Origin of the sequence: Psychrobacter sp. S1-30-MNA-CIBAN-0213 (genome assembly GCF_040309845.1) — a bacterium.
Lineage (GTDB): Bacteria > Pseudomonadota > Gammaproteobacteria > Pseudomonadales > Moraxellaceae > Psychrobacter.
Window position 1 is genome coordinate 203,763 of record NZ_JBEOPE010000002.1, and the last position, 23,876, is coordinate 227,638.

Genomic DNA, 23,876 nt, shown 5'->3' on the forward strand with positions numbered 1-23,876 from the left:
TAGCGTCACAATATCAAGATATCAATCAATTATCAAATATAAAGTCGTTATGCTTAACTCTAATATAAGAAACGAACCTAAAAATTTTGGGATTATTTTTTGTTTATAAGTACTTCTTTGGAATAGCTTTTTTACGTTCGTTACTTTATTAACTATCTTAATAAGTAAAACCCCAGTCTACGAAGAGACTGGGGTTTCTTTTATCAACCATAGATTTAACGCTGTTTTTTAGTCACCTTTGGCAACTTCAGGTGGGCCTTCTAAAAACTCTTCATCAGTGAATTCATTAGCCGTATTGTGCTGAACTGACTCATCAGTGATAAATCGTTGTTCTGCTCGATACAGTATCAGCTCATCACGACTAAACCCTCGCAACATAGCGTATAGCATGACGAAGACAACGATAGCGAATGGAAATCCAGCGACGATAGCTGCCGCCTGTAGAGCACCTAAGCCACCAGCCGCCAACAAGATAGCTGCAACCAAACCCTGCAGAATAGCCCAAAATAAACGCTGAATTTTAGGTGGGTTGGTTTCACCGCCAGACGTCAACATATCGATGACAAAACTGGCTGAATCTGATGAAGTCACAAACCATAGTACAATCATAATGACAATCAACATCGTAGTCGCTTTGGTCAATGGATAGAACTCCATCAACTTAAAGATAGCACTACCATAATCATTCTGTACTACTTCGATAAATCCAGGGTTACCAATTAATTCCATATTTACTGCCACACCACCAAAGGTCGTGAACCAGAAAAACAGAATAATCATAGGTACAAATAAAACACCTAGCAAAAATTCACGGATAGTACGACCACGGCTAATGCGGGCGATGAATACGCCTACAAATGGTGACCAACTGACCCACCATGCCCAGTAAAATATCGTCCATGATGACTGCCAATCACCTTTGCTATAAGCCTCACTCCAAAAACCAAGCTGGACAAGGTTTTGTAGATAGTTACCAGTATTTTCTACCAAACTATCCATGATGTATTGAGTAGGACCCATGATAAAGGCAAAGCCCAACAACACAAATGTCAAAATAATATTAGTATCACTTAAGCGCTTGATACCTTTATCTAAACCCATCATTAATGAGCCACACGCAAGCATAGTAATCAAAGCGATTAAGATAACTTGCATCGTTACTGTATTAGGCAGTCCAAACAACCCTTCTAATCCAGAGTTAATCTGCAACACGCCAAAACCTAACGTGGTCACCACACCAAACATCGTACCAAATACTGCCAACGTATCAACAGTATGTCCCCATTTGCCATAAATTTTCTGACCTAATATCGGATATAGGCTAGAACGAATAGCGAGCGGTAAGCCACGGCGAAAATGAAAATAGGCTAATGACAATGCAACCACAGCATAAATTGCCCAAGCGTGAATCCCATAATGTAAAAAGGAGATATTCATCGCTTGTTTTGCAGCTTCTACTGTTTCCGCTTCGCCCAATGGCGGTGACATAAAGTGATAAACAGGCTCAGCTGTACCCCAATACATAATGCCAATACCAATACCGGCTGAAAACAACATGCCAATCCAAGAGGGCAAACTGTATTGCGGCGTTTCGGTTTGATGACCTAAACGGATATCACCATATTTACTAAATATTAAATACAAACATAAAAATACGGCAACGTTCATCAGTATGACAAATAGCCAGCCAAAACGTTGGGTAATAAAAGTCTGCATGGTACTAAATAGAGTGCTTGCCAGCTCTTGAAACAAAGCACCAAATATAATAAAACCTAAGATCAGTACTGCTGAAGCAATAAATACAGGTTTGTTTACTCGTGGAAAAGGCCCTAAACGGCCAATTTTGAGTTCGCTCATTATGCTTTCCAAAATCTAAGGGGTTGCTACCATAACAAGATGTTACCCAATTATCAATTTAATGGGATTTTATTGTAAAAAAAGTTTGCAATAAAAAAGGAGTTATTGATTTAAGTTATAGTTTATTTTTTGCTTAAGTAACGTATTGATTTTAAATATGAATGATTAAACAGCTACCTTCAGAGTACATATATCGTTAAGCCTTTATCATTACAAACTCGCTCTCAAAAAAAGCCCAACTCATACAGAGTTGGGCTTTCTTATAGAACTTAATCACTAGAACTTAAACACTAAAAATTAGTCACCTTTTACAATTTTAGGTGGTCCCTTTAGCAGTTTTTCATCAATAAATTCATTGGCTGAGTTATGATCCGCAGATTCATCAGTAATAAATTGTTGTTGAGCGCGATAAAGTATCAAACGATCTCGACCCAGACCACGTAAAAGTGCATACATCATTACAAATATCACTAAGGCAAACGGTAGCCCTGCCACAATAGCTGCTGCTTGCAGTGCACCTAAGCCACCTGCTGCTAATAATATAGCCGCAATCAGACCCTCCATCGTTGCCCAAAATAAACGCTGAATCTTTGGTGGATTGGTATCACCACCAGCCGTCAACATATCGATAACAAAGCTTGCGGAGTCTGATGAGGTCACAAACCAAAGTACAATCATAATGACGATTAACAAAGTAATAGGTTTGGTAAGTGGATAGTACTCGACCAATTTAAAGATTGCGCTACCAGTATCTGCTTGTACGGCTTCGACCAATCCTGGACTAACCAAGGCTGGATCAAGAGCTGCCAACAGCTCCATATGAATAGCAACGCCACCGAAGGCAGTAAACCAGAAGAATAAAATGGTCATTGGAATTAATAGTACACCCAATACAAACTCACGGATGGTACGACCACGGCTAATACGGGCAATAAATACACCTACAAATGGCGCCCAACTTACCCACCATGCCCAATAGAAAATTGTCCATGACGACTGCCAATCGGTATTACTGTAAGCCTCACCCCAAAAACCTAATGGAATGACTGACATTAGATAGTTGCCAATATTTTCAATAAAACTATCAAAAATAAATAATGTTGGACCTAAAATCACTATAAAGGCTAACAGCACACCAGTAAGGCCCATATTGATATCACTTAAGCGCTTGATACCTTTATCAAGACCCAACATAAGAGATACGCAGGCTAAGGCAGTCACAAAGGCAATAATGAGAAACTGTACAGGTAAGCTGTTTGGTATGCCAAACAAACCCTCAAGGCCTGAGTTGATCTGCATAACCCCCAAACCTAGCGAAGTTACGACGCCAAACATCGTACCAAATACCGCCAAAATATCGACAGTATGTCCCCAACCGCCGTAAATTCTTTGACCCAATAATGGATACAGTGTTGAGCGAATTGATAGAGGCAGACCACGGCGAAAATGAAAATAAGCTAAGGAGAGCGCCACGATGGTATAAATTGCCCAAGCATGCAATCCCCAATGTACAAATGAGATATTCATCGCTTGTTTGGCAGCTTCTACCGTTTCTGCTTCACCCATTGGTGGTGCCATGAAATGGTACAAAGGCTCCGCTGTGCCCCAGTATACCAGCCCAATACCAATACCTGCTGAGAACAGCATACCTATCCAAGAGACAAGGCTATATTGTGGTCGCTCTGTCTGTTTACCTAAACGAATGTCACCGTAGCGACTCGCTGCTAGATAGATACAAAAGACTAATGCCACGTTCATTAATATAATGAACAGCCAGCCAAACTTATCAGCAATAAAACTTTGTAAAAAACTAAAAAGTGCGGATGCAGTTTCAGTAAAAAAAGCACCAAAAATAATGAAACCAACAATTAAAACACCTGAGGTAATAAAAACAGGCTTATTAACCCTTGGGAATGGACCCAATCTTTCTACTTTTACTTCGTTCATGGGTTAAAATCTCGTAATCTAAGGAATGTCACCTTAACAAACTAATCCTTAATTATCAATTAATTACAAAATAAAACTCAATAAAAATACTACTGTTATCTCTCTGTTTAACTACTACTAAGTTTGTCTTAATGCCAATGTATCGTTAGATAAACCGCTCGCTCTAATCCAAATTGATTTAAAAAAACCAATATTTTTACTCAATATTCTTAATAGTCAAATGTTAAAAAACCTCACATTTCGTACAAATGTGAGGTTGAGATGTAGGATAATTAATCAAGTCATCTATCAATGCTGTCTAATGCAATCACCCTATTTAGGTAGCAATTTTAGCAACTTACCATTATCACCATCTTCTAGTAGCCATACTTCTCCATCTACTGCCAGCACGCTACGAATACGCTCACCCATATCATAACGGTAACGTTCATGAGCTGCGTCATTTTCATCCAAACTTACCACTATTAATGCTTTGGATGATAGACCACTGATAAGTGCACTGCTTTGCCATGCTGGAAAATCGTTTTGAGTACCAGAAGAATATATACTCATAGAAGACGGTGATATCACTGGTGTCCAAGTGATTTTAGGCGCTTCAAATTCATGACGAGTATTATGATCAGGAATATCAGTGCCTGAATAGTTACGCCCATTAGAGACGATAGGCCAACCATAATTGCTACCTTTTTTAATCAGGTTAAATTCATCACCGCCTTTTGGACCCATCTCGTGCGCCCAGAGTCTACCACTATCATCAAACGTCATACCGAGTACGTTACGATGACCTATCGTCCAAAACTGCGAGGCGATATCGTTAGCATTGCCTACAAATGGATTGTCTTTTGGTACAGAGCCATCAGCGTTTAGCCGTATTATCTTGCCCAAATTGACCGTCATATCTTGTGCAGGGTCTTTTTTCTGACGTTCACCTGAGCTGATATATAAGTACTGTCCATCAGGAGAGAATAGTAAACGATGGCTATAATGACCTTGACCTTTAACTTTTGGCGTTTGCTGCCAAATTGGCGTAATCTCTTGCAAGCTTGGCGCATCAGTATCTAATCCTGCAAGTTTGGCTTTGATAACCTTAGCCCCAAATTGATTGCTATCTACGCCACTTCCTGCTTCAACGTAGCTAAGATATACCATGTTGGTAGTAGCAAAGTCTGGCGCAAGAATTAAATCACCGAGTCCCCCCTGCCCACCATAAGCGACCTTGGGTACATCGTTTACTTTTGTCTTGTTCCCTGTTGCGGTATCGACAATAAACAGCTCACCTGCTTTTTGAGTCACTAGTAGTTTACGTGACTCATTATCGCTTTTAGGTAGCGCTGTCATCGCCCATGGCTCATCAAAGCTGGTTAGAGTCTTAGTCGTGAATTCAGGTTTGTCGCCATCGGCTTTTACCTCGGTAGCAGAGCTGTCGGACGCTTCTGATTGCGCAGTGGCTGTATCAGTATTCACTGTGGATGGATTGGAGCAAGCAGAGGCGCTAAATAATAGCGCTATTATGGTCAAAGGTACTTTTATAAGCTTAGTAGTCGTTATCATAATATTATTCCTTTAAGTCCGCTTTCCTCTAATATAACAAGCATAAGGCACGCTCTGGTACAGATTATGTTTTTGTATAGAAAAACCCCTTACCTGCTATTGCAAGTAAGGGGTTGGTTTATTGCCAAACTAATATCCTAATGTAGGATCATTGAATTGACTTTATTAGCTCATTCTAAGTTTATCGAAAGTCAGCTTATCATCTAGACCAACATCGACTTTAATGATGTCACCCGCGACAAAGTCACCTGCCAGCAATTTCATTGATAGTGGGTTTTCAATCTCTTGTTGGATAGCACGTTTGAGCGGACGCGCACCGTATACAGGATCATAACCAACTGCGACCAGCTGACTCATTGCTTCATCAGAGAGCGTAATGTCTAGCTCACGCTCTTGCAAGCGATGGCGCAGACGCTCCAGCTGAATATCAGCAATACCAGCCATTTGTTCTTGACCCAACGCATGGAACACCACAATCTCATCAATACGGTTCACAAACTCAGGACGGAAATGCTCGCCAACTGAATCCATCACTGCCGCTTTGATGTCTTTGTAATCTTCGCCAACCATCTCTTGGATTTTATGTGAACCCAAGTTACTGGTCATGATGATAACGGTATTCTTAAAGTCTACTACGCGACCTTGCGAGTCAGTCAAGCGCCCATCATCCAATACTTGCAATAAAATATTGAAAACATCAGGGTGCGCTTTTTCTACCTCATCGAACAGCACGACACTATAAGGCTTGCGACGTACCGCTTCTGTCAATGTACCACCCTCTTCGTAGCCAACATAACCAGGAGGCGCACCTACCAAGCGACTGACACTGTGCTTTTCCATGAACTCACTCATGTCGATACGCACCATCGCATCTTCACTATCAAACAAGAAGTTTGCCAAAGATTTGGTCAGCTCAGTCTTACCTACACCTGTTGGCCCTAGAAATAAGAACGAGCCAGAAGGACGATTCGGGTCAGATAAGCCTGCACGACTACGGCGCACCGCATTGGCAACCGACTCAACTGCTTCATCTTGACCAATGACGCGTTCGTGGAGCTTGTCTTCCATCGCCAGCATCTTATCGCGCTCACCTTGCATCATTTTACTGACAGGAATACCGGTTGCCGCTGCGACTACTTCAGCAACCTCATTGTCAGTTACTTTATTCCGCAATAATTTGACGGATATTGGCTCGCCTGCTTGCTCCTTTTGCTCAGCCAAATCAATCTCGGCAATTTGTTTTTCAAGTTCGGGTATCACACCATATTGTAATCGAGACATTTCTGCATAATCGCCATCACGCGAGGCTTTTTCTAGCTGAATACGTGCTTTATCCAAGTTTTCTTTATGTTGTTTACTACCTTCAACTAAAGCCTTTTCAGCCTGCCAAATCTCATTGAGGTCAGCAGACTCTTTTTCAACTTCTTCAATCTGTGTATCTAGTATTTTGAGCTCTGCTTTCGCACCCGCATCTTCTTCGTTTTTCAACACTTCGCGCTGCATTTTTAACTGAATCAAACGGCTATCGAGCTTACCTAATGCCTCAGGCTTACTGTCCATCTCCATCCGCAGACGACTGGCTGCTTCGTCAATAAGATCAATCGCCTTATCCGGCAGTTTACGATCAGTAATATAGCGATGACTCATACGCGCAGCCGCAATGATAGCGCTATCTTGAATAACGACACCATGATGCAGCTCATAACGGTCTTTGAGACCACGCAGAATAGCAATAGTATCTTCAACTGTCGGCTCATCGACCAAGACTTTTTGGAAACGACGCTCAAGCGCCGCATCCTTTTCGATATACTGACGATACTCATCCAAAGTAGTGGCACCGACGCAATGTAGCTCACCACGTGCCAGCGCAGGTTTTAACATGTTACCTGCATCCATCGCACCTTCCGATTTACCCGCCCCAACCATGGTATGCAGCTCATCAATGAATAAGATGACATTACCTTCTTGCTTGGCTAAATCACTAAGCACACTTTTGAGACGCTCTTCAAACTCGCCACGGAATTTTGCACCAGCTATCAATGCACCTAAATCTAGCGATAGCACTTCTTTGCGGCGTAGACCTTCTGGTACATCACCGTTGATAATTTTTTGCGCCAAGCCTTCGACAATAGCAGTCTTACCAACACCCGGCTCACCAATTAGTACTGGGTTATTCTTAGTACGACGTGACAGTACCTGAATGGTACGGCGAATCTCTTCATCACGGCCAATGACTGGATCAAGCTTACCGAGTTCTGCTTGCTCAGTTAAGTTAATCGTATACTTATTCAGTGCATCACGCTGATCTTCAGCGTTTTGATTGTCTACCTTCTCATTACCACGTAGCTGCTCGATTACTACTTTTAACTTAGCAGCAGTCACTCCTGCACTTTCAAATATTTTTTTGGTCTCGCCTTGTTCAGCCAGTGCCAATATAACCCATTCTGTTGCAATAAAATCATCACCAGCTTTTTGCGCTTGGCGATCGGCCAAATTTAGAATTTTAACTGCGTTTGGATTTAGATTTACATCACCGGTAGGTTCAGCAATCTTAGCTTGATTGTCCAACGCCTTCGCCACGCCATTCTTTAATGCTGGAATAGATGCACCTGCTTGCTGACAGATAGACAAGTTAGACTCATCCTGTAATAAAACTGCCAGTAAATGCACCGGATCAATCCCAGTATTATCACGACCTAGTGCTAGACTTTGCGCCTCTTGAATGGCGGCCTGTAGCTTCTGCGTAAATTTTTCAAACCTCATATTCTCACCTTTTATAATTAGTATTTATCAATAGTCTTTGTAGTGGATTTATAGTGTAACCCTTTTGTTCAACTGTTATATATATGCGGTATGTTGAATTGTATTTCAACTAAAAAGTATACCGTGTCAATAATAGATAATGACTTTCTGGTATATACATAAGACAGACTGATTACAACCTCTGCAAAGATTAAACCTTACCACTAGTATTGATATTAATATTGACTGTTAATTGGTATTTTTAGAATATATTTCAAGTGCAAAATCTCAAGACAAAAGACAATATTTTTAAGCAAAAAAGGAAGTAGGCTAACAGTTATACTTGTCGTATATCCATTACCCTACTTCCTAATTTTGGTGCTATCTTGATTTGCTTATATACGACTATAAACTCTATTTAACTGAGAGTGGATAATGCGCCTTTTAGCTTATCCTCAAATTTATCTTTTATAAAATGAGCATACTCTATGCTGATATGTTCAGCATCACGGTACATTATTTTTTCAGAAAAAGTAGTCAGACATTTTTCGGCGGTACAGAACATATCTGACATATCAATGCCCGTAATAATGTCTTGATAATCTAAAGTAGGATCAGTCGGTAGTAAAGCATCTGCACGATCTATGGTACAAGCATCTACGTCTGACCCGTTTCTATTCCTATGTAGACAGTCCGGTACATCAAAGTCGAAACGTGGATTATCTCTTATACCGATAACATCGATTTTGTTATCAGCAAGCACTTTCCAGCTATCAACATATGATGGAGGAATAAATTCGCCTTTCTCTAAGTTCACTCTAGTAGAGTTTGTAATGACTGCATAAGGGTTTATATCTATAATTTTTTTAATGGCGGCTTCGTTCCATTTTTGACAAGATTCATTCGACTCTTCAAGTGCTCCTAAAGGGCATCCGGCCTTAGTCATATTGATAACTTTAAAATTATTATCTTGTCCAATGGTATCTAGCGCTGTAATCCATTGTACGGCATGAGATCCTCCTGCTAGTACAATTTCTTTATCAGAACTCAGGTCTCCAAATTCGCAAGTAGTGACCTCCTCTCCATCCATAGATTGATTACAGCCAGGAGCATAGGCAGCAGGAACTCTTTGTTTTATCGTAAGCAGCCGATCGCGATCTGGTTTGAAGGCTTGATCTTCTACGTAGATACTGTCGCCCTTAAAGGGTTCAACAGACTTACTTTCCAACGCTGTCTTTGCACTTTCGGTGGTAGATACTACTTCATGTCTAAATGCGAAAGCCGCTACCATCACCGGTAAGAAAAACAGGACTCCGATTGAGAAGTTAACAAGTACTTTTTCTCTTGGTATTTTTCTAAAAGGAGATTCTATTTTTTTACTGGTGAAGTATGCCAAAACTGTAGAGGCAATCATAATCATTAGTCCTTGCAACAGACTAACAGATTCATAACCAAAATATTCTTTATAAAATACTAAGATAGGCCAGTGCCAAAGGTAAATAGTAAAAGATATACCGCCTAAAAACACTAAGAATTTATTTGATAATAGGTTGTTTACTACGCCCTTACCACCAACGCCAGACATGATAATAAAAACTGCACCAAGTACCGGAATCAATGATACAGGACCTGAAAAACTTGCCCCTCTAGGAATCAATATAGCTCCACCAACAATCAGAGCAATACCTACAACCCCCAATGCTTGTCTATATTTTATTTTTTTAGCATTTGAGATTAAAAGAAATGCGAGTGATCCAAAGAAAAACTCCCAAATCCTTGATAACGGATTAAAGTAACTCATCGCTGGATCGTCTTTAACCAACACCGTAGCATATGCAAAAGACGCCAATATGACGAAAATTACTCCTAAAAATAAAGGCGCTGAGGTTTGTTTTTTCTTAGCGATATAAGCTAGAGGAATTAGAATTAGCGGGAAAACCACATAAAACTGCATCTGGATAGATAGCGCCCAAAACTGTTGTACAGGACTAGGCGGACTACCAGAAGATAAATAATCGACAGAAAGTCTGATCAGTTGTATATTTTCAAGATGTAAGGCGCTGGCAATTATCTCATGTAGCACAGTATATATAAGGACTGGAGATGAAATAAAGTAGCTAGCAATTAATGTGGCTGCAAGCACGATATATGCTGATGGTGCCACTCTCTTTATCACCCCTCCCCAAAAAGGAAATGGGCTAAATGTGCCGTTTAAAAAATAACCCTTCAATACAATTGAAGCCATCAAAAACCCAGAAACGACGAAAAAGACATCAACCCCGCCTGATACCTTATTAAACCATATATGGAAAACCATAATAATAATGGCGCCTACCGCTCTTAATCCTTGGATGTCATTTCTATACTCATGGTGAGTATATTTATCAAACACAATTTTCCCCTTACATTCGTATAAGCGATTATAGACAATAGCATAGAAACATTAAAAGAAAACTAGCAACATAAAACATAATTGATATACGGTCTTATAACCACGATATACGGTGTTGTTATAACCTAGTAATAATATTCAATTCACTTTTTATAGGTAAAGAGGTTCTTTCAAATTGAGGACACGCCCTAGTGCTTGAGAGTGAAAAATTATAATTAACGTTCATTATTAATGCAACAGAAAAGAAAAGTGCTCATCACTCTACTATTTCAATCGGAATGCCTAGCGCAACGGTATCCATAATCTCATCCATCTCATCGTTGGCGACAGCGATACAACCATCGGTCCAGTCGCTTTTTTGATTAATCCACGCTAGATGACCAAAGCCATTCATTTGCCCATGAATCATAATATCCCCGCCCGGATTAATACCGAGTGCTTCAGCTTGGGCCTTGTCAGCGGCATTAGGATAACTGATATGGATAGAACGATAGGCGATAGAATTTTCATTCCTATAATCTAAATTATAGATGCCTACTGGCGTACGCTGATCGCCTTCTTGCTGCTTATGACCTACTGGACTATCTCCTAGCGCAATACGATAGGATTTAATCACTTCGTTATTGCTGAGTAACTGTAAGGCGCGCGCAGATTTATCGACAAAGACTTTATCAATAATTACCTTATTAGGAATGGCTTTGGGGTTATGAGAGAGAGCTTCCGTATCGACCGAGGCTTTTTTTATATAAGCTATCGCACTTATACTAACGACAGCAATCGCAAGTCCAATAGAAATAATTAGCCAATGTTTGCTGAAATTCATGGGAGAAAACGACATAGGCTTTGATCCTTATGATTGGCTATTGGAGAACTAAATCACAATGTACCAATCTGATAATGAATCTGCCTAATGTATCAAAGCGCTATGCCAAATTTTGTGAAAATTTTATGAATAAGACTCAATTGTTAAAGATATTTTCCAACTAGCTGGTATAAGTTAGACCATACGAATGGCACCATCTAGGCGAATGACTTCTCCATTTAAGTAGGCATTATCAATAATCTGAGTCACCAATTTGGCAAATTCATCAGGATTGCCCAAACGCTTAGGATAAGGAACGCTAGCCTCTAACTGCTCACGAGCTTTTTCAGGGATAGTCTCCATCATTGGAGTCGCAAACACCCCAGGTGCGATAGTCATGACGCGTATACCATGACGTGCCAGCTCACGCGCTAATGGCAAAGTTAAACCGACCACGCCAGCTTTGGACGATGCATAGCTTGCCTGTCCTACTTGCCCATCAAAAGCAGCGATAGAAGCAGTGTTAATAATGACACCATTATCAGCGTTCTTCTCTGCGGCGCTCTCTGTATTACTGTCATTAGCAACTCGTTTAGCTATGGAAGCTGCGACCAAACGCGCTACGTTAAAAGAACCAACGAGATTGATATTAACCCCGCGACTAAAGGCATCAAGGTCCGCTGGATTGTTTTCGCGATCGAGTAGCTTTTGTACGACAGCGATGCCTGCGCAGTTAATTGAACCTTGCAAACCGCCAAACTCTTTTTCGGCCTTATCAACAGCCGCTTGTACCTCTTCGCCACTGGTAACATCACAGCGTACAAAGCGAGCATTGTCACCCAGTTCATCGACCAATGCTTGTCCAGTTGACTCATTCAAATCAGCGATGACGACTTTGCCGCCTTCACTAACGATGGCACGAACGACTGACTCACCCAATCCTGATGCACCACCGGTAACCAAAAAGCTGTGTTGTTGAATTTGCATGATTATTCCTTAACCATTTGAGATTTAGTATTTTTAGTTAAAATGTTGGAAAATTTTTAGTTGAAAGCATTAAAAACTATCGACAATCAAGCTTATTTATTCAGCAGTCAGACTTCGTAATAAAAAGCGTTGAATCTTACCACTTGGCGTCTTTGGTAATGCTGCAACAAACTCAATCTCGCGTGGATAAGCATGGGTCGATAAACGCTTACGTACCAAGTCTTTAATTTGCTGGGCAATCTCGTCACTGCCTTCGATGCCATCTTTTAGCACCACATAAGATTTGATATTATGTCCGCGCACCTCATCGGGGACACCGACGGCAGCCGACTCAGCAACGGCCTCATGTTCTAATACGGTGTTTTCGACATCAGTTGGACCGACGCGGTAACCTGCAGTGGTAATAATGTCATCATCACGACCTGAGAACCAATAGCTGCCATCGCTATGACGTTCGACCACATCTCCTGTCAGATAATAATCTTCAAAGAAAGCCTGTTTTTCGTTCCAGCTATAACCACGGAAATAAAACGCTGGTGATTGGCTGACCACAACTGCCAGCTGGCCTTGCTCACCATCAGGTAATACTTGCATATCATCATCCAATACGACGAGGGTATGCCCTGGTAGTGCCATACCCATCGAGCCGACTGGGCATTCATGCTCTAACGCATGATGCTCACAGCAGGTCATTCCGGTCTCTGTCTGTCCATACTGATCACAGACTTTGCAACCTAAGTGACTTTCAATCCAGCTTACTACTTCAGTATTCAAAGTCTCACCCGCTGAGTTGGCACAGCGCAATGATAATTTTGAAGAGTTATTTTCAGTAATTTCTTCAAAGACACCGCTGGATTTCATCATGCGAAATGCCGTTGGTGAAGAAGCCAAGTTGGTAATCTTATGACGCACCATAAAGTCGCGCGTATTGGTAGCATCAAAACCCGCTTCATTAAAATAAGTCGTGACACCTAATAGTAGAGGTCCGGTAATCGCATAATACAAACCGTACGCCCAGCCTGGATCTGCCATATTCCAATAATTATCACTTTCGCGTAGATCAATCGCATAGCGCATATATAGATAAAAAGCTGGCAACGCTGCTAATGGAACACTGACGCCTTTTGACTTGCCAACGGTCCCTGAGGTAAACATTTGCAAAAATGACGCATCCGTATCTAACAAGACTGGTTCTATATCTTGCGACTGTGTTGCTATCATCTCGTTATAATTGTCGTCGCCCCAAGCCTCACTATCAGCTGTACTACCAATTAAAACCATTTTGGTTTGCTCGGCCAAATCTTCGAACTTGCTACGATTTTCTTGGTTAGTGAAAACTACTTTAGTGTTAGCTTTGTCCATCCGGTACTTAATTGAATCATAGCCAAAAGCAGTAAATAAAGGCTGATATATCGCCCCTAATCGCCAAGTTGCCAATACAATGATTAATAACTCAGGCGTACGCGGTAGCATGGTTGCTACTTGGTCACCGACTTGCACGCCATAAGACTGTAGTAAACTGGCCACCTGTGCGCTGGCTTTATCTAATTCACCAAAACTCATACGCGTCACATTGCCTGCAGTATCTTCGTGTACTAGCGCGATATTATCAGCACGACCGTCACGCACATGACGGCCACAGCAGGCCATATAAGCATTAAGTCGATCGTCCAGATGCTCGCCAAAGATTTCTGTTAATAACGCATCCATGTCAAAATTATTATAGTAATCGGCATAGCTTGTTAGAGTATTTGAATTATCGGAAGCAGTGTTTTGAGATGAATTGATATTTGAAGATGAGATAGTCATGAGCTAATCCTTTAGCAATTTATAAATAGAGATCAACGGGTCAAGTTGGATATATGTTAGTTCTAATAGTAAAACGGTCATATCCTATAGACCGTCTCTTATTCTTACATTTAATATAACCTATTAGTAACGCATTTCTATGTTTATTTCAATACATAACGTATCATTTTTACGATTAAATGCAAGCTTTCTAATAGCTATAAATTCATTCTAATGTACTTAAAAACCCAAGTAACGCTTTCTCTTCACAGCGTTGATATTCTTTAGTGCGTCCACGACGTGCTTGTTTATAAGGCTCAAAAAACTCTCCCGCTAAAAACTTCTCGAGAATGACAGGATGAATATAGGAGGCTCGGCACACGGCGGGCGTATTGCCCAGATCATTTGCCACTTCTTTGACCATATCCGTGACCAATTGCTGACGCTCATCACTGTCAGGTGCACTCGCCAGCACTTGCTGACCTGCTGACGTTTGCAATTCATCATAAAGGTAGCTGGCCGCCAGCACACTCGCCATCCATGTACGAAAATCCTTTGCGCTATACATCTTGCTCTCGCAATCGTTGCCGCAAGTATGCGTCCGCAAATAGTCATTAATATTTGCACTATCAATAACTTGCTTATCGCCATTTTCATCCAAATATTTGAAAATCTGATAACCGGGCAGCTCACTACATGCCTGCACAATGTCAATTAAACGCTCGTCTTGCAATTCTATATGATGCGCTTTCGCACTTTTACCGACAAAATCAAAAGCCAAACCGTTGTCTGTTTCGCTGACATGTTTGCTTCTTAAAGTGCTAAGGCCGTAGCTTTTATTGAGTTTAGCATAGCGGCTGTTACCAATACGAATCAAGGTCGTCTCAAGCAGTTTAACAACTGCAGCCAATACATTGGCGCGTGACAATGGCTCAGCTTCTAAATCTTTTTCGACTTGTGCGCGTAGGTTTGGTAGCGCTTCTGCAAAACCTATCATGGCATCAAACTTAGCCTGATCACGGATATTGTTCCATGATGGATGATACAAATACTGCTTACGTGCTTTGTCATCGCGACCCGTCGACTGCAAGTGGCCTTTGTCATCTTGGCATATCCAAACCTCTGACCACATCGGTGGAATAACCAAAGCATCAAAACGCTTGCGCAACGCTTTATCTTTCACAGTATTGCCAGTTGCATCACGATAAGTAAACCCGCGCCCCCAACGTCTACGTGTAAATCCAGGTTCATCGTCGCTCACGTAGCGCAGATTAGCACGGCGCGCTAAATGCTCGTAATCATGACGCGTATCTTCCGTAATTGCTTGCTGGTTTGCCTTTGCCATAAAACAGTACGCCTATTGAAAGTTATTGTTTTAGCATAATTAACTGTGATTATTTTTGCTGTTTACTTGCCACAGATAAAGTGTAATGCTGTGTAAAATCTAGCTTATTGAACACCCATAAAAAAACGCCAAGCGTTAAACACTTGGCGTTAATCGTTCTAATACTAATCTAAAAGCCACTATTTACCATAAGTACATAAATAAGCGGTTTCTACTTCAACTTTGACATTAAACTTCTTATTGGCTTCAATAGTAAATTGCTCGCCAGCATTAAAGGTTTGCCATTCATCACTTTCTGGTAGCTTGACAGTTAATGCACCACTAACGACTGTCATGATTTCAAATTCGCTAGTGCCAAATTCATATTCACCAATGCTCATGACACCGACAGTAGCTGGCTTAGTCGCCGTCTGAAAAGCAATAGAAGTTACTTTGTCATCAAAATAATTATTAACGCTTAGCATAACTTTTCCTTAAGTAGTTTTGTTTAATTTCTAGTTTATTTAAATCCTAAAAGATATCTTTATAATCCCGCTTTTAGGCTCGCTTCGATAAATTGATCGAGGTCACCGTCTAATACTGCACCGGTGTTAAAGGTTTCAACACCCGTACGCAAGTCTTTGATACGTGAGTCATCCAGTACATATGAGCGAATTTGACTGCCCCAACCGACATCAGATTTACCATCTTCAACCGCTTGCTGGCTTTCCATACGTTTTTGCATCTCAAGCTCATAAAGCTTAGCACGTAGCATTTTCATTGCCGTGGCTTTGTTACCATGTTGGCTACGCTCGTTCTGGCAAGTTACCACCACGCCACTTGGTTCGTGGGTGATACGTACGGCAGAATCGGTGGTGTTAACGTGCTGACCACCTGCGCCCGATGAGCGATAAGTATCAATACGCAAATCCGCTGGATTGATATCAATCTCGATATTATCATCGATTTCAGGCGAGACAAAAACGGCCGCAAATGAGGTATGACGGCCATTATTACTATCAAATGGTGACTTACGTACTAAGCGATGCACACCAATTTCGGTACGTAACCAACCAAACGCATAGTCACCTTTAATCTCAATGGTTGCTGACTTGATACCAGCGACGCTACCAGAAGACACTTCAATGACGTCAACTTTAAAGCCATGCGCCTCTGCCCAGCGCGTATACATGCGCAGTAGCATCTCGGCCCAATCTTGCGCTTCCGTGCCGCCACTACCCGACTGGATATCCAAGTAGCAATTGTTCGGATCCATCTCACCGCTAAACATGCGACGGAACTCTAAGTCCGCAACACGCTTCTCCGCATCGTCGAGCTCGGCTTGTACATCAGCAAGCAACGATTCGTCTTCTGCCTCTACCGCCAGCTCCAGCATGGCAGACGCATCTTCTAAGGTGGTCTCAAGCGAGACCACGACGTCAATGACCCCATCAAGCTGGCTTTTCTCTTTATTAATCTTGGTTGCACGCTCTGGATCATTCCATAGCTCGGGGTTTTCTAATTCTAAATTGACTTCTTCTAAGCGTTCTTGCTTACCATCGAAGTCAAAGATACCTCCGCAAGTCCTGCCCACGCTCAGATAAATCTTTGATTTGTTCTTGATACGGATTGATTTCCATAGGTTTTCCTGTTTCGTTAATATTAAATATAGTTAATCTTAAATAAAAAGAGTACAAACATTATAACGTGTCACTGGTATAAATTTTACTTGCTTGCTGTGTCTACGCTGACAGAGGCTGCGCAAAATTTATCCCAGTAACACTGTATTTATTTTATAATGGATTGATTATATCTTACTGATATGGCGTTATATTAAATGAGATTGACATACAATATCTGGCTAATTATTACTGCCTTTGTATTAAACAGCGTTTATATTAAGAAGCTTTACACAGCCTAAATCGACCAATCCTCTACTGCCCAGCGATGGGCAAGCGCATGCGCATGCAGTGCATCATCAGGTGAGACACAAATAGCAATATCCGCCCAATTTAATAATGGTATGTCATTTTTGGAGTCTGAATACGCGTAAGTTTTCTCAAACTTAACCCCTGCTACTTGCTGCTTATCGAGCCATTTATCAAGATGATAAATCTTACCCGCTTGAAAGTTTGGCTTATCAGTCAATTTGCCAGTATAGCGCTCATCTTTGATTTCAAGCGGTGTAGCAAGCACATTGGCCTCTGTGATGCCAAACCGCTTAGCAATAGCAGACACCACAAAGTCATTGGTCGCAGAAATAATCACGACATCATGACCCTGTTCAATATGCTGACACAGTACTTCCATCGCCTTTGGACGGATATGAGGCTCAATTTCACTTTTAATATAATCTTCTCGTAACTCATGGAGTCTATCCATCGGCAAGCTGCTCAAAAACTGCGCAACAAATTCATTATACTCCGTTGCATCAAGGGTGCCTTCGATATAGTCCTGATAAAACTTTTGGTTGGCAGTGCGATATTCGGCTTCATCGACGAGGTCGTGCTTGACGATATATTCGCCCCATAGGTAATCGCTGTCGACATCGAGTAAAGTGTGGTCTAAGTCAAATAACGCTAGGGTGCGTGCTACGGAAGCAGTGTCGATGTTTTTGGTGCTCATATTAAATTGCTCATTAGAAATAAGTGTTGGTTAAGATGTTTTTATATCGTTGAATTGGTTGATATAGCCAATACTAAATAAAATGGATACGTTAGGTTGTGACGCGCGACTGGTATAAGTTTTTCTGGCTTGCTGTGCCGACGCCGACAGAGGATGCAAAAACCAACATTAAAAACTAAGCATCCCAGTCCCGCTGTATCTTTTTTATATTGAACTCACTATGCTTTTTATCGCTATTAACTCAGTGTTGTTAAAGTTATCTTATTCTGGCTGCTTAATCTCTTTTAGACCAGTTTTAAACTTCTGGCAACGCGCCGCATAATGCATAGCAGACTCTTTTATCATAGCCGCTTGCTCATCAGTCAGAGTTTTGACCACTTTTGCAGGGGCACCCATCACGAGCGAATTATCTGGAATCTCTTTGCCTTCAGTGACTAAGGCTTTAGCACCAATGATGCAATTTTTACCAATTTTGGCATTATTCAAAATAACTGCACCGATACCAATGAGACTATTATCACCCACTTCGCAGCCATGCAACATGGCTAAATGACCAATAGTGACATGATTGCCGATTTTGACTTCAATGCCTTCATCGGTATGAATGACGCTGTTTTCTTGCACGTTGCTGTAATCACCAATATAAATGCGCTCATTGTCACCGCGCAGCACAGCACCGAACCAAACGTTGGCTTGATGTCCCAAATAAACATCACCGATGACGCGCGCTGAATCTGCGACCCAACCGTTGAAAGGACTAGCAAACTCAGGCACTTTGTCTAAATATTGATAAATCATAACGAATCCTTGTTTTAGTTGTACGTGTTGACTTTATTATTTAGTAGATATAATTAAATGCCGTCCATTGTGGCAAAGCTATGTCTTAAAATCCAGCCGTTTTGGTAGTAAATTTATAGTGTAGCCATTAACCTAGAGAATCGGCTGGCTATATCAGCATATATTGTATATAATGCGCAAAATCTGTGCCTAAGCGAGCGGACATGATGCAAGTTACCTATTCACTACCTAGTGAGTTTTGTAGTTTCCATCAATAATGTCTTCTCGCTTTTTTGTGGAAAATTTTTGGCTTTAGCCCTTTTTTATTCTGGTTTTGACGGCAGTTATAACAGTATAGATAGCGATTATAGGTCAATATTTGAACCATCACATTATCGTGGCACTCACAAATAATAGCGGAGGCAACCCTTGAATTCATCGGCAGAAATACAAGCAATTTTGGCACTAGCAGACGGTACGATTTTTCGCGGTGTTAGTATCGGTAGTGAAGGTCATCGTGTCGGTGAGGTGGTCTTTAATACAGCCATGACAGGGTATCAAGAAATCCTGACCGACCCAAGCTACGCGCGCCAGCTAGTGACCCTCACCTATCCACACATTGGCAATACCGGTACCAACGCTGAAGATACTGAGTCTGGTAATGGACATCAAGTATGGGCAGAAGGCCTTATCATTCGTGATGCAACGCTGGTTACTTCAAACTTCCGCAACTCTGAATCATTAAGCGATTACCTACAGAACCACGATACCGTTGCCATCGCTGAGATTGATACGCGCCAGTTGACCCGCCTATTACGTGATAAAGGCGCTCAAAACGGTTGTATCATGACGGCCTCTAACGGCGCAACGATTAGCAGCGACGACGAGCAGCAAGCGATTAAATTGGCGCAAGAATTTGCTGGTATTGAAGGCATGGACTTGGCAAAAGAATGCTGTACGCCGACGACGTTTGAATGGACAGTGGGCAGCTGGGATTTATCAGACACCCTACTTAACCGTGATATACCAGGAAGCCATGATAGCGGCACGGGCGGCTTCTTTAAGCACTTAGGTACGCATGTCGAAGCAAAATTTAACGTTGTTGCCTACGACTTTGGTAGCAAGACCAATATCTTGCGTATGCTAGTAGACCGTGGCTGTCATGTGACCGTTGTCCCAGCGCAAACGCCTATCGCAGACGTGCTCGCGATGAACCCAGACGGTATTTTCTTATCAAATGGCCCTGGTGACCCTGCTGCCTGTGATTACGCTATCGACGCGGTACGTCATATCATTGAACAAACAGAGATTCCAACTTTTGGTATTTGCCTAGGTCATCAGCTGATTGGTCTTGCCAGCGGTGCAAACACCATTAAAATGAAAACTGGACATCATGGTGCTAACCATCCAGTACAAGATTTAGCCACTGGTACGGTCATGATTACCAGTCAAAACCATGGTTTTGCAGTTGACGAAGACACACTGCCTGACAACGTTAAATCTACCCATCGTTCATTGTTCGATGGTACTAACCAAGGGATTGAGCTGACCAATAAGCCCGTCTTTAGCTTCCAAGGTCACCCAGAAGCCAGCCCTGGCCCGCATGATGCTGCGCCATTATTTGATAAGTTTGCAGAAATGATGGCAGCAGTGAAAGCTTAAGTTATCCATGATTAACCGCAAGCAAATAATCAACATAAAGCTTGAATCACTAGCGGTGGTTCAAGCTGCAGCATACCAAATATGATAAGCATTATTTAAAATATTGTTAAAATATAGATTACTTAAAATATCACCCAAACGAAGGTAGCCCTAACTATGCCAAAACGTACCGACATAAAAAGCATTCTTATCATTGGCGCAGGCCCTATCGTCATCGGCCAAGCATGTGAGTTTGACTATTCAGGCGCGCAGGCGTGTAAAGCGCTAAAAGAAGAAGGCTACCGCGTCATCTTGGTCAACTCAAACCCTGCGACCATCATGACCGACCCTACTATGGCGGATGCGACGTATATCGAGCCAATTACTTGGCAGACGGTTGAGCAAATCATTGCCAAAGAACGTCCTGATGCCATTTTGCCAACCATGGGCGGACAGACCGCTCTAAACTGTGCCTTAGAATTAGATAAACACGGCGTATTGACCAAATACAATTGCGAGCTAATTGGCGCGACCAAAGACTCGATTGAGATGGCAGAAGACCGCAACTTATTCGATAAAGCGATGAAGCGTATCGGCCTTGAATGTCCTCGCGCTGAAACTGCTGAGACCATGGAAGAAGCTTTTGCGACCCAAGAGAAAATGGGCTATCCCTGTATCATTCGTCCCTCATTCACGATGGGCGGTTCAGGCGGCGGTATCGCTTATAATCGCGATGAGTTTATCGAAATCTGTGAGCGCGGTTTTGACTTATCGCCGAACCATCAATTACTTATCGATGAATCATTAATCGGTTGGAAAGAATATGAGATGGAAGTGGTTCGTGACAAAAACGACAACTGCATCATCATCTGTGCCATTGAAAACTTTGACCCAATGGGCGTACACACTGGCGATTCGATCACGGTTGCACCAGCACAAACCTTGACCGACAAAGAATACCAAATCATGCGTAATGCTTCATTAGCCGTACTGCGTGAGATTGGTGTGGAAACAGGCGGCTCAAACGTCCAGTTCGGTATCAACCCTGACACGGGTCGTATGGTCGTCATCGAGATGAACCCGCGCGTATCACGCTCATCAGCATTGGCATCAAAAGCCACTGGCTTCCCGATTGCGAAAATCGCGGCAAAATTAGCCGTTGGTTATACGCTAGACGAATTGCAAAACGACATCACTGGCGGCAAAACGCCAGCGAGTTTTGAGCCTGCGCTTGATTATGTTGTTACTAAGATTCCACGTTTTAACTTTGAAAAATTCCCGCAAGCGGACAATATCCTATCGACGCAGATGAAATCAGTCGGCGAAGTGATGGCGATTGGCCGTAACTTCCAAGAATCAATGCAAAAAGCCTTGCGCGGCATGGAAACAGGCAATGATGGTTTTGATGAGCAAATTGATTTATCAAAAGTCAGCGTTGAGAAAGCCCGTAGCGAGATTACCAATCGCTTGACCATCCCTACTCCTGAGCGCATCTATTATGTCGCAGATGCTTTCCGCGTTGGGATGAGCGTCGATGAAGTATTCAACTTTACCAAAATCGACCCATGGTTCTTGGTGCAAATCGAAGACATCGTTAAAACCGAAGCACAAGTTAAAACTCTAGGCTTTGGTGGCCTAACCGAACAGAATTTGCGTAGCTTTAAACGTAAAGGTTTATCAGATTTACGTTTGGCGAAACTGCTTGGCGTCTCACAAAAGCAGCTACGTACGAAACGCTGGGATTTAAACGTTTACCCCGTTTATAAGCGCGTCGATACTTGTGCGGCAGAGTTTGCCACTAGCACCGCTTATATGTACTCAACGTATGACAGCGAATGTGAAGCCAATCCAACTGATAACAAGAAAATCATGGTGATCGGTGGCGGTCCTAACCGTATTGGCCAAGGTATCGAGTTTGACTATTGCTGTGTACACGCTGCCCTTGCGATGCGCGAAGATGGTTACGAAACCATCATGGTTAACTGTAACCCTGAAACAGTTTCAACCGATTATGACACCTCAGACCGTCTATATTTTGAACCAATTACCTTAGAAGATGTGCTTGAAATCGTGCGTATCGAAAATCCTGATGGCGTTATCGTACAATTCGGCGGTCAAACCCCATTGAAACTTGCCCGCGCTTTAGAATCTGCTGGCGTAAAAATCATTGGTACTAGCCCTGACGCCATTGATCGTGCTGAAGATCGTGAACGCTTCCAACATATGATTCATCAATTAGACCTAATTCAACCTTCAAACGCTCTAGCAACTAGTTTGGAAGACGGCTTGGTTAAAGCAAAAGACGTTGGTTATCCATTGGTAGTGCGCCCATCATACGTCTTAGGTGGCCGTGCGATGGAAATCGTCTATAACGAAGACGAGCTCAGACATTACTTGCGCACAGCGGTACAAGCTTCAAACGAAGCGCCAGTATTGTTAGACCGCTTTTTGGATGATGCCATCGAAGTCGATGTTGACTGTGTCTGCGATGGTACTGACGTTGTGATTGGCGGTATCATGCAGCATATTGAACAGGCAGGCGTCCACTCTGGTGACTCAGCGTGTTCATTACCACCTTACTCACTATCTAAAGAATTATGTGACGTGATGCGCGCTCAAACCGTTGCCATGGCAAAAGAGCTTGGCGTTATCGGTCTGATGAACGTACAGTTCGCGGTAAAAGGTGAAACGGTTTATATTCTTGAGGTCAACCCTCGTGCTGCCCGTACCGTGCCTTTTGTCTCCAAATGTATCGGTACGTCATTAGCACAAATTGCTGCGCGCTGTATGGCTGGAACCTCGCTAAAAGATCAAGGCTTTACTAAAGAGATTGTTCCTGCATTTTATGCCGTAAAAGAAGCGGTATTCCCATTTGCTAAATTCCCTGGCGTCGATCCAATCTTGAGCCCTGAGATGAAATCAACTGGTGAAGTCATGGGCGTTGGCAAAACCTTTGGCGAAGCCTTCTATAAAGCGGTTATCGGTAGCAATGAGCGCTTGCCTGGCTTACCAACTGAAGGCGAAACCAAAACGGTCTTTATCTCAGTACGTGATAGCGATAAAGAACAAGTCACTCCCATCGCTCGTCAATTGGTCGATTTTGGCTTTAACATTGTCGCTACCACTGGTACGCAAAAAGTGCTGAGCGATAACGGTATTGAATGTAAGAAAATCAACAAAGTCACTGAAGGTCGCCCACATATCGTTGATGCCTTGAAAAACGGCAAAATCGACCTTATTATCAATACGACCGAAGGCAAACAGGCGCAAGAGGATTCATTCTCTATTCGCCGTAGTGCGCTACAAGGTAAAGTATTTTATGTCACTACCTTAGGTGCAGCAGATGCAGTCTGTAAATCTTATGCTATCGACTTACCGTTTGATGTGTATAAGCTACAAGATTTGCATGAGCAAGCAAAGTCTATTGACTTGGTTGAATAACT

15 protein-coding genes are annotated in these 23,876 nt (G+C 42.2%); 2 read left to right on the forward strand and 13 right to left on the reverse strand.

Annotation, left to right across the window (positions count from 1 at the left end):
* Positions 1-228: 228 nt before the first annotated feature.
* From AAEY87_RS02675 to AAEY87_RS02735, 13 genes are all read right to left on the reverse strand, one after another.
* Positions 229-1,857: a BCCT family transporter gene (locus tag AAEY87_RS02675; RefSeq protein ID WP_068326643.1), complete on the reverse strand. Its 1,629-nt coding sequence runs from the start codon at positions 1,855-1,857 to the stop codon at positions 229-231.
* Positions 1,858-2,154: 297 nt separating this feature from the next.
* The gene (locus AAEY87_RS02680; protein ID WP_068326640.1) at positions 2,155-3,804 is read right to left on the reverse strand and encodes a BCCT family transporter; all 1,650 of its coding nucleotides are present in this window, start codon (positions 3,802-3,804) and stop codon (positions 2,155-2,157) included.
* Positions 3,805-4,116: 312 nt separating this feature from the next.
* Positions 4,117-5,355 carry a PQQ-dependent sugar dehydrogenase gene (locus tag AAEY87_RS02685; protein WP_350655836.1) on the reverse strand — a complete coding sequence of 413 codons (1,239 nt, stop codon included), beginning with the start codon at positions 5,353-5,355 and terminating at the stop codon, positions 4,117-4,119.
* A 165-nt stretch (positions 5,356-5,520) separates the two neighbouring features.
* On the reverse strand, positions 5,521-8,118 hold the full coding sequence (gene clpB / locus AAEY87_RS02690; RefSeq protein WP_068034953.1) for an ATP-dependent chaperone ClpB: 2,598 nt from the start codon (positions 8,116-8,118) through the stop codon (positions 5,521-5,523).
* Between the two features lie 397 nt (positions 8,119-8,515).
* On the reverse strand, positions 8,516-10,489 hold the full coding sequence (locus tag AAEY87_RS02695; RefSeq protein WP_350655838.1) for an acyltransferase family protein: 1,974 nt from the start codon (positions 10,487-10,489) through the stop codon (positions 8,516-8,518).
* Between the two features lie 256 nt (positions 10,490-10,745).
* Entirely contained in the window at positions 10,746-11,327 is a 582-nt protein-coding gene (locus AAEY87_RS02700) for a L,D-transpeptidase family protein (protein WP_350655839.1), read from the reverse strand.
* A 159-nt stretch (positions 11,328-11,486) separates the two neighbouring features.
* Entirely contained in the window at positions 11,487-12,278 is a 792-nt protein-coding gene (locus AAEY87_RS02705) for an SDR family NAD(P)-dependent oxidoreductase (RefSeq protein WP_350655840.1), read from the reverse strand.
* Positions 12,279-12,374: 96 nt separating this feature from the next.
* The gene (locus AAEY87_RS02710) at positions 12,375-14,087 is read right to left on the reverse strand and encodes an AMP-binding protein (protein ID WP_350655841.1); all 1,713 of its coding nucleotides are present in this window, start codon (positions 14,085-14,087) and stop codon (positions 12,375-12,377) included.
* Between the two features lie 205 nt (positions 14,088-14,292).
* The gene (locus tag AAEY87_RS02715) at positions 14,293-15,411 is read right to left on the reverse strand and encodes a DNA topoisomerase IB (RefSeq protein ID WP_350655842.1); all 1,119 of its coding nucleotides are present in this window, start codon (positions 15,409-15,411) and stop codon (positions 14,293-14,295) included.
* 179 nt (positions 15,412-15,590) lie between these two features.
* On the reverse strand, positions 15,591-15,875 hold the full coding sequence (ppnP, locus tag AAEY87_RS02720) for a pyrimidine/purine nucleoside phosphorylase (RefSeq protein ID WP_350655843.1): 285 nt from the start codon (positions 15,873-15,875) through the stop codon (positions 15,591-15,593).
* Positions 15,876-15,934: 59 nt separating this feature from the next.
* Positions 15,935-17,030 (reverse strand): peptide chain release factor 2 gene (gene prfB, locus AAEY87_RS02725; RefSeq protein WP_350655844.1). Its coding sequence is split into 2 segments (ribosomal slippage): positions 15,935-16,957 and positions 16,959-17,030, totalling 1,095 coding nucleotides; the frame shifts between segments, so codons are not numbered across the junction.
* Positions 17,031-17,307: 277 nt separating this feature from the next.
* Complete coding sequence (locus AAEY87_RS02730; RefSeq protein WP_350655845.1) at positions 17,308-18,015, reverse strand: HAD family hydrolase; 708 nt, start codon at positions 18,013-18,015, stop codon at positions 17,308-17,310.
* 261 nt (positions 18,016-18,276) lie between these two features.
* Positions 18,277-18,813, reverse strand: coding sequence for a gamma carbonic anhydrase family protein (locus AAEY87_RS02735; protein ID WP_350655846.1), 537 nt, complete (start codon positions 18,811-18,813; stop codon positions 18,277-18,279).
* Between the two features lie 408 nt (positions 18,814-19,221).
* Between AAEY87_RS02735 and carA the strand changes: the two genes are divergently transcribed.
* Complete coding sequence (gene carA / locus AAEY87_RS02740; protein WP_068034944.1) at positions 19,222-20,454, forward strand: glutamine-hydrolyzing carbamoyl-phosphate synthase small subunit; 1,233 nt, start codon at positions 19,222-19,224, stop codon at positions 20,452-20,454.
* A gap of 156 nt (positions 20,455-20,610) precedes the next feature.
* The gene (gene carB / locus AAEY87_RS02745; RefSeq protein ID WP_350655847.1) at positions 20,611-23,874 is read left to right on the forward strand and encodes a carbamoyl-phosphate synthase large subunit; all 3,264 of its coding nucleotides are present in this window, start codon (positions 20,611-20,613) and stop codon (positions 23,872-23,874) included.
* Positions 23,875-23,876: the final 2 nt, after the last annotated feature.

Coding starts and splice junctions, on each gene's coding strand:
- AAEY87_RS02675 (WP_068326643.1), bottom strand. CDS start 1,857: ATGAGCGAACTCAAAATTGGCCGTTTAGGGCCTTTTCCACGAGTAAAC.
- AAEY87_RS02680 (WP_068326640.1), bottom strand. CDS start 3,804: ATGAACGAAGTAAAAGTAGAAAGATTGGGTCCATTCCCAAGGGTTAAT.
- AAEY87_RS02685 (WP_350655836.1), bottom strand. CDS start 5,355: ATGATAACGACTACTAAGCTTATAAAAGTACCTTTGACCATAATAGCG.
- clpB (WP_068034953.1), bottom strand. CDS start 8,118: ATGAGGTTTGAAAAATTTACGCAGAAGCTACAGGCCGCCATTCAAGAG.
- AAEY87_RS02700 (WP_350655839.1), bottom strand. CDS start 11,327: ATGTCGTTTTCTCCCATGAATTTCAGCAAACATTGGCTAATTATTTCT.
- AAEY87_RS02705 (WP_350655840.1), bottom strand. CDS start 12,278: ATGCAAATTCAACAACACAGCTTTTTGGTTACCGGTGGTGCATCAGGA.
- AAEY87_RS02710 (WP_350655841.1), bottom strand. CDS start 14,087: ATGACTATCTCATCTTCAAATATCAATTCATCTCAAAACACTGCTTCC.
- AAEY87_RS02715 (WP_350655842.1), bottom strand. CDS start 15,411: ATGGCAAAGGCAAACCAGCAAGCAATTACGGAAGATACGCGTCATGAT.
- ppnP (WP_350655843.1), bottom strand. CDS start 15,875: ATGCTAAGCGTTAATAATTATTTTGATGACAAAGTAACTTCTATTGCT.
- AAEY87_RS02730 (WP_350655845.1), bottom strand. CDS start 18,015: ATGAGCACCAAAAACATCGACACTGCTTCCGTAGCACGCACCCTAGCG.
- AAEY87_RS02735 (WP_350655846.1), bottom strand. CDS start 18,813: ATGATTTATCAATATTTAGACAAAGTGCCTGAGTTTGCTAGTCCTTTC.
- carB (WP_350655847.1), top strand. CDS start 20,611: ATGCCAAAACGTACCGACATAAAAAGCATTCTTATCATTGGCGCAGGC.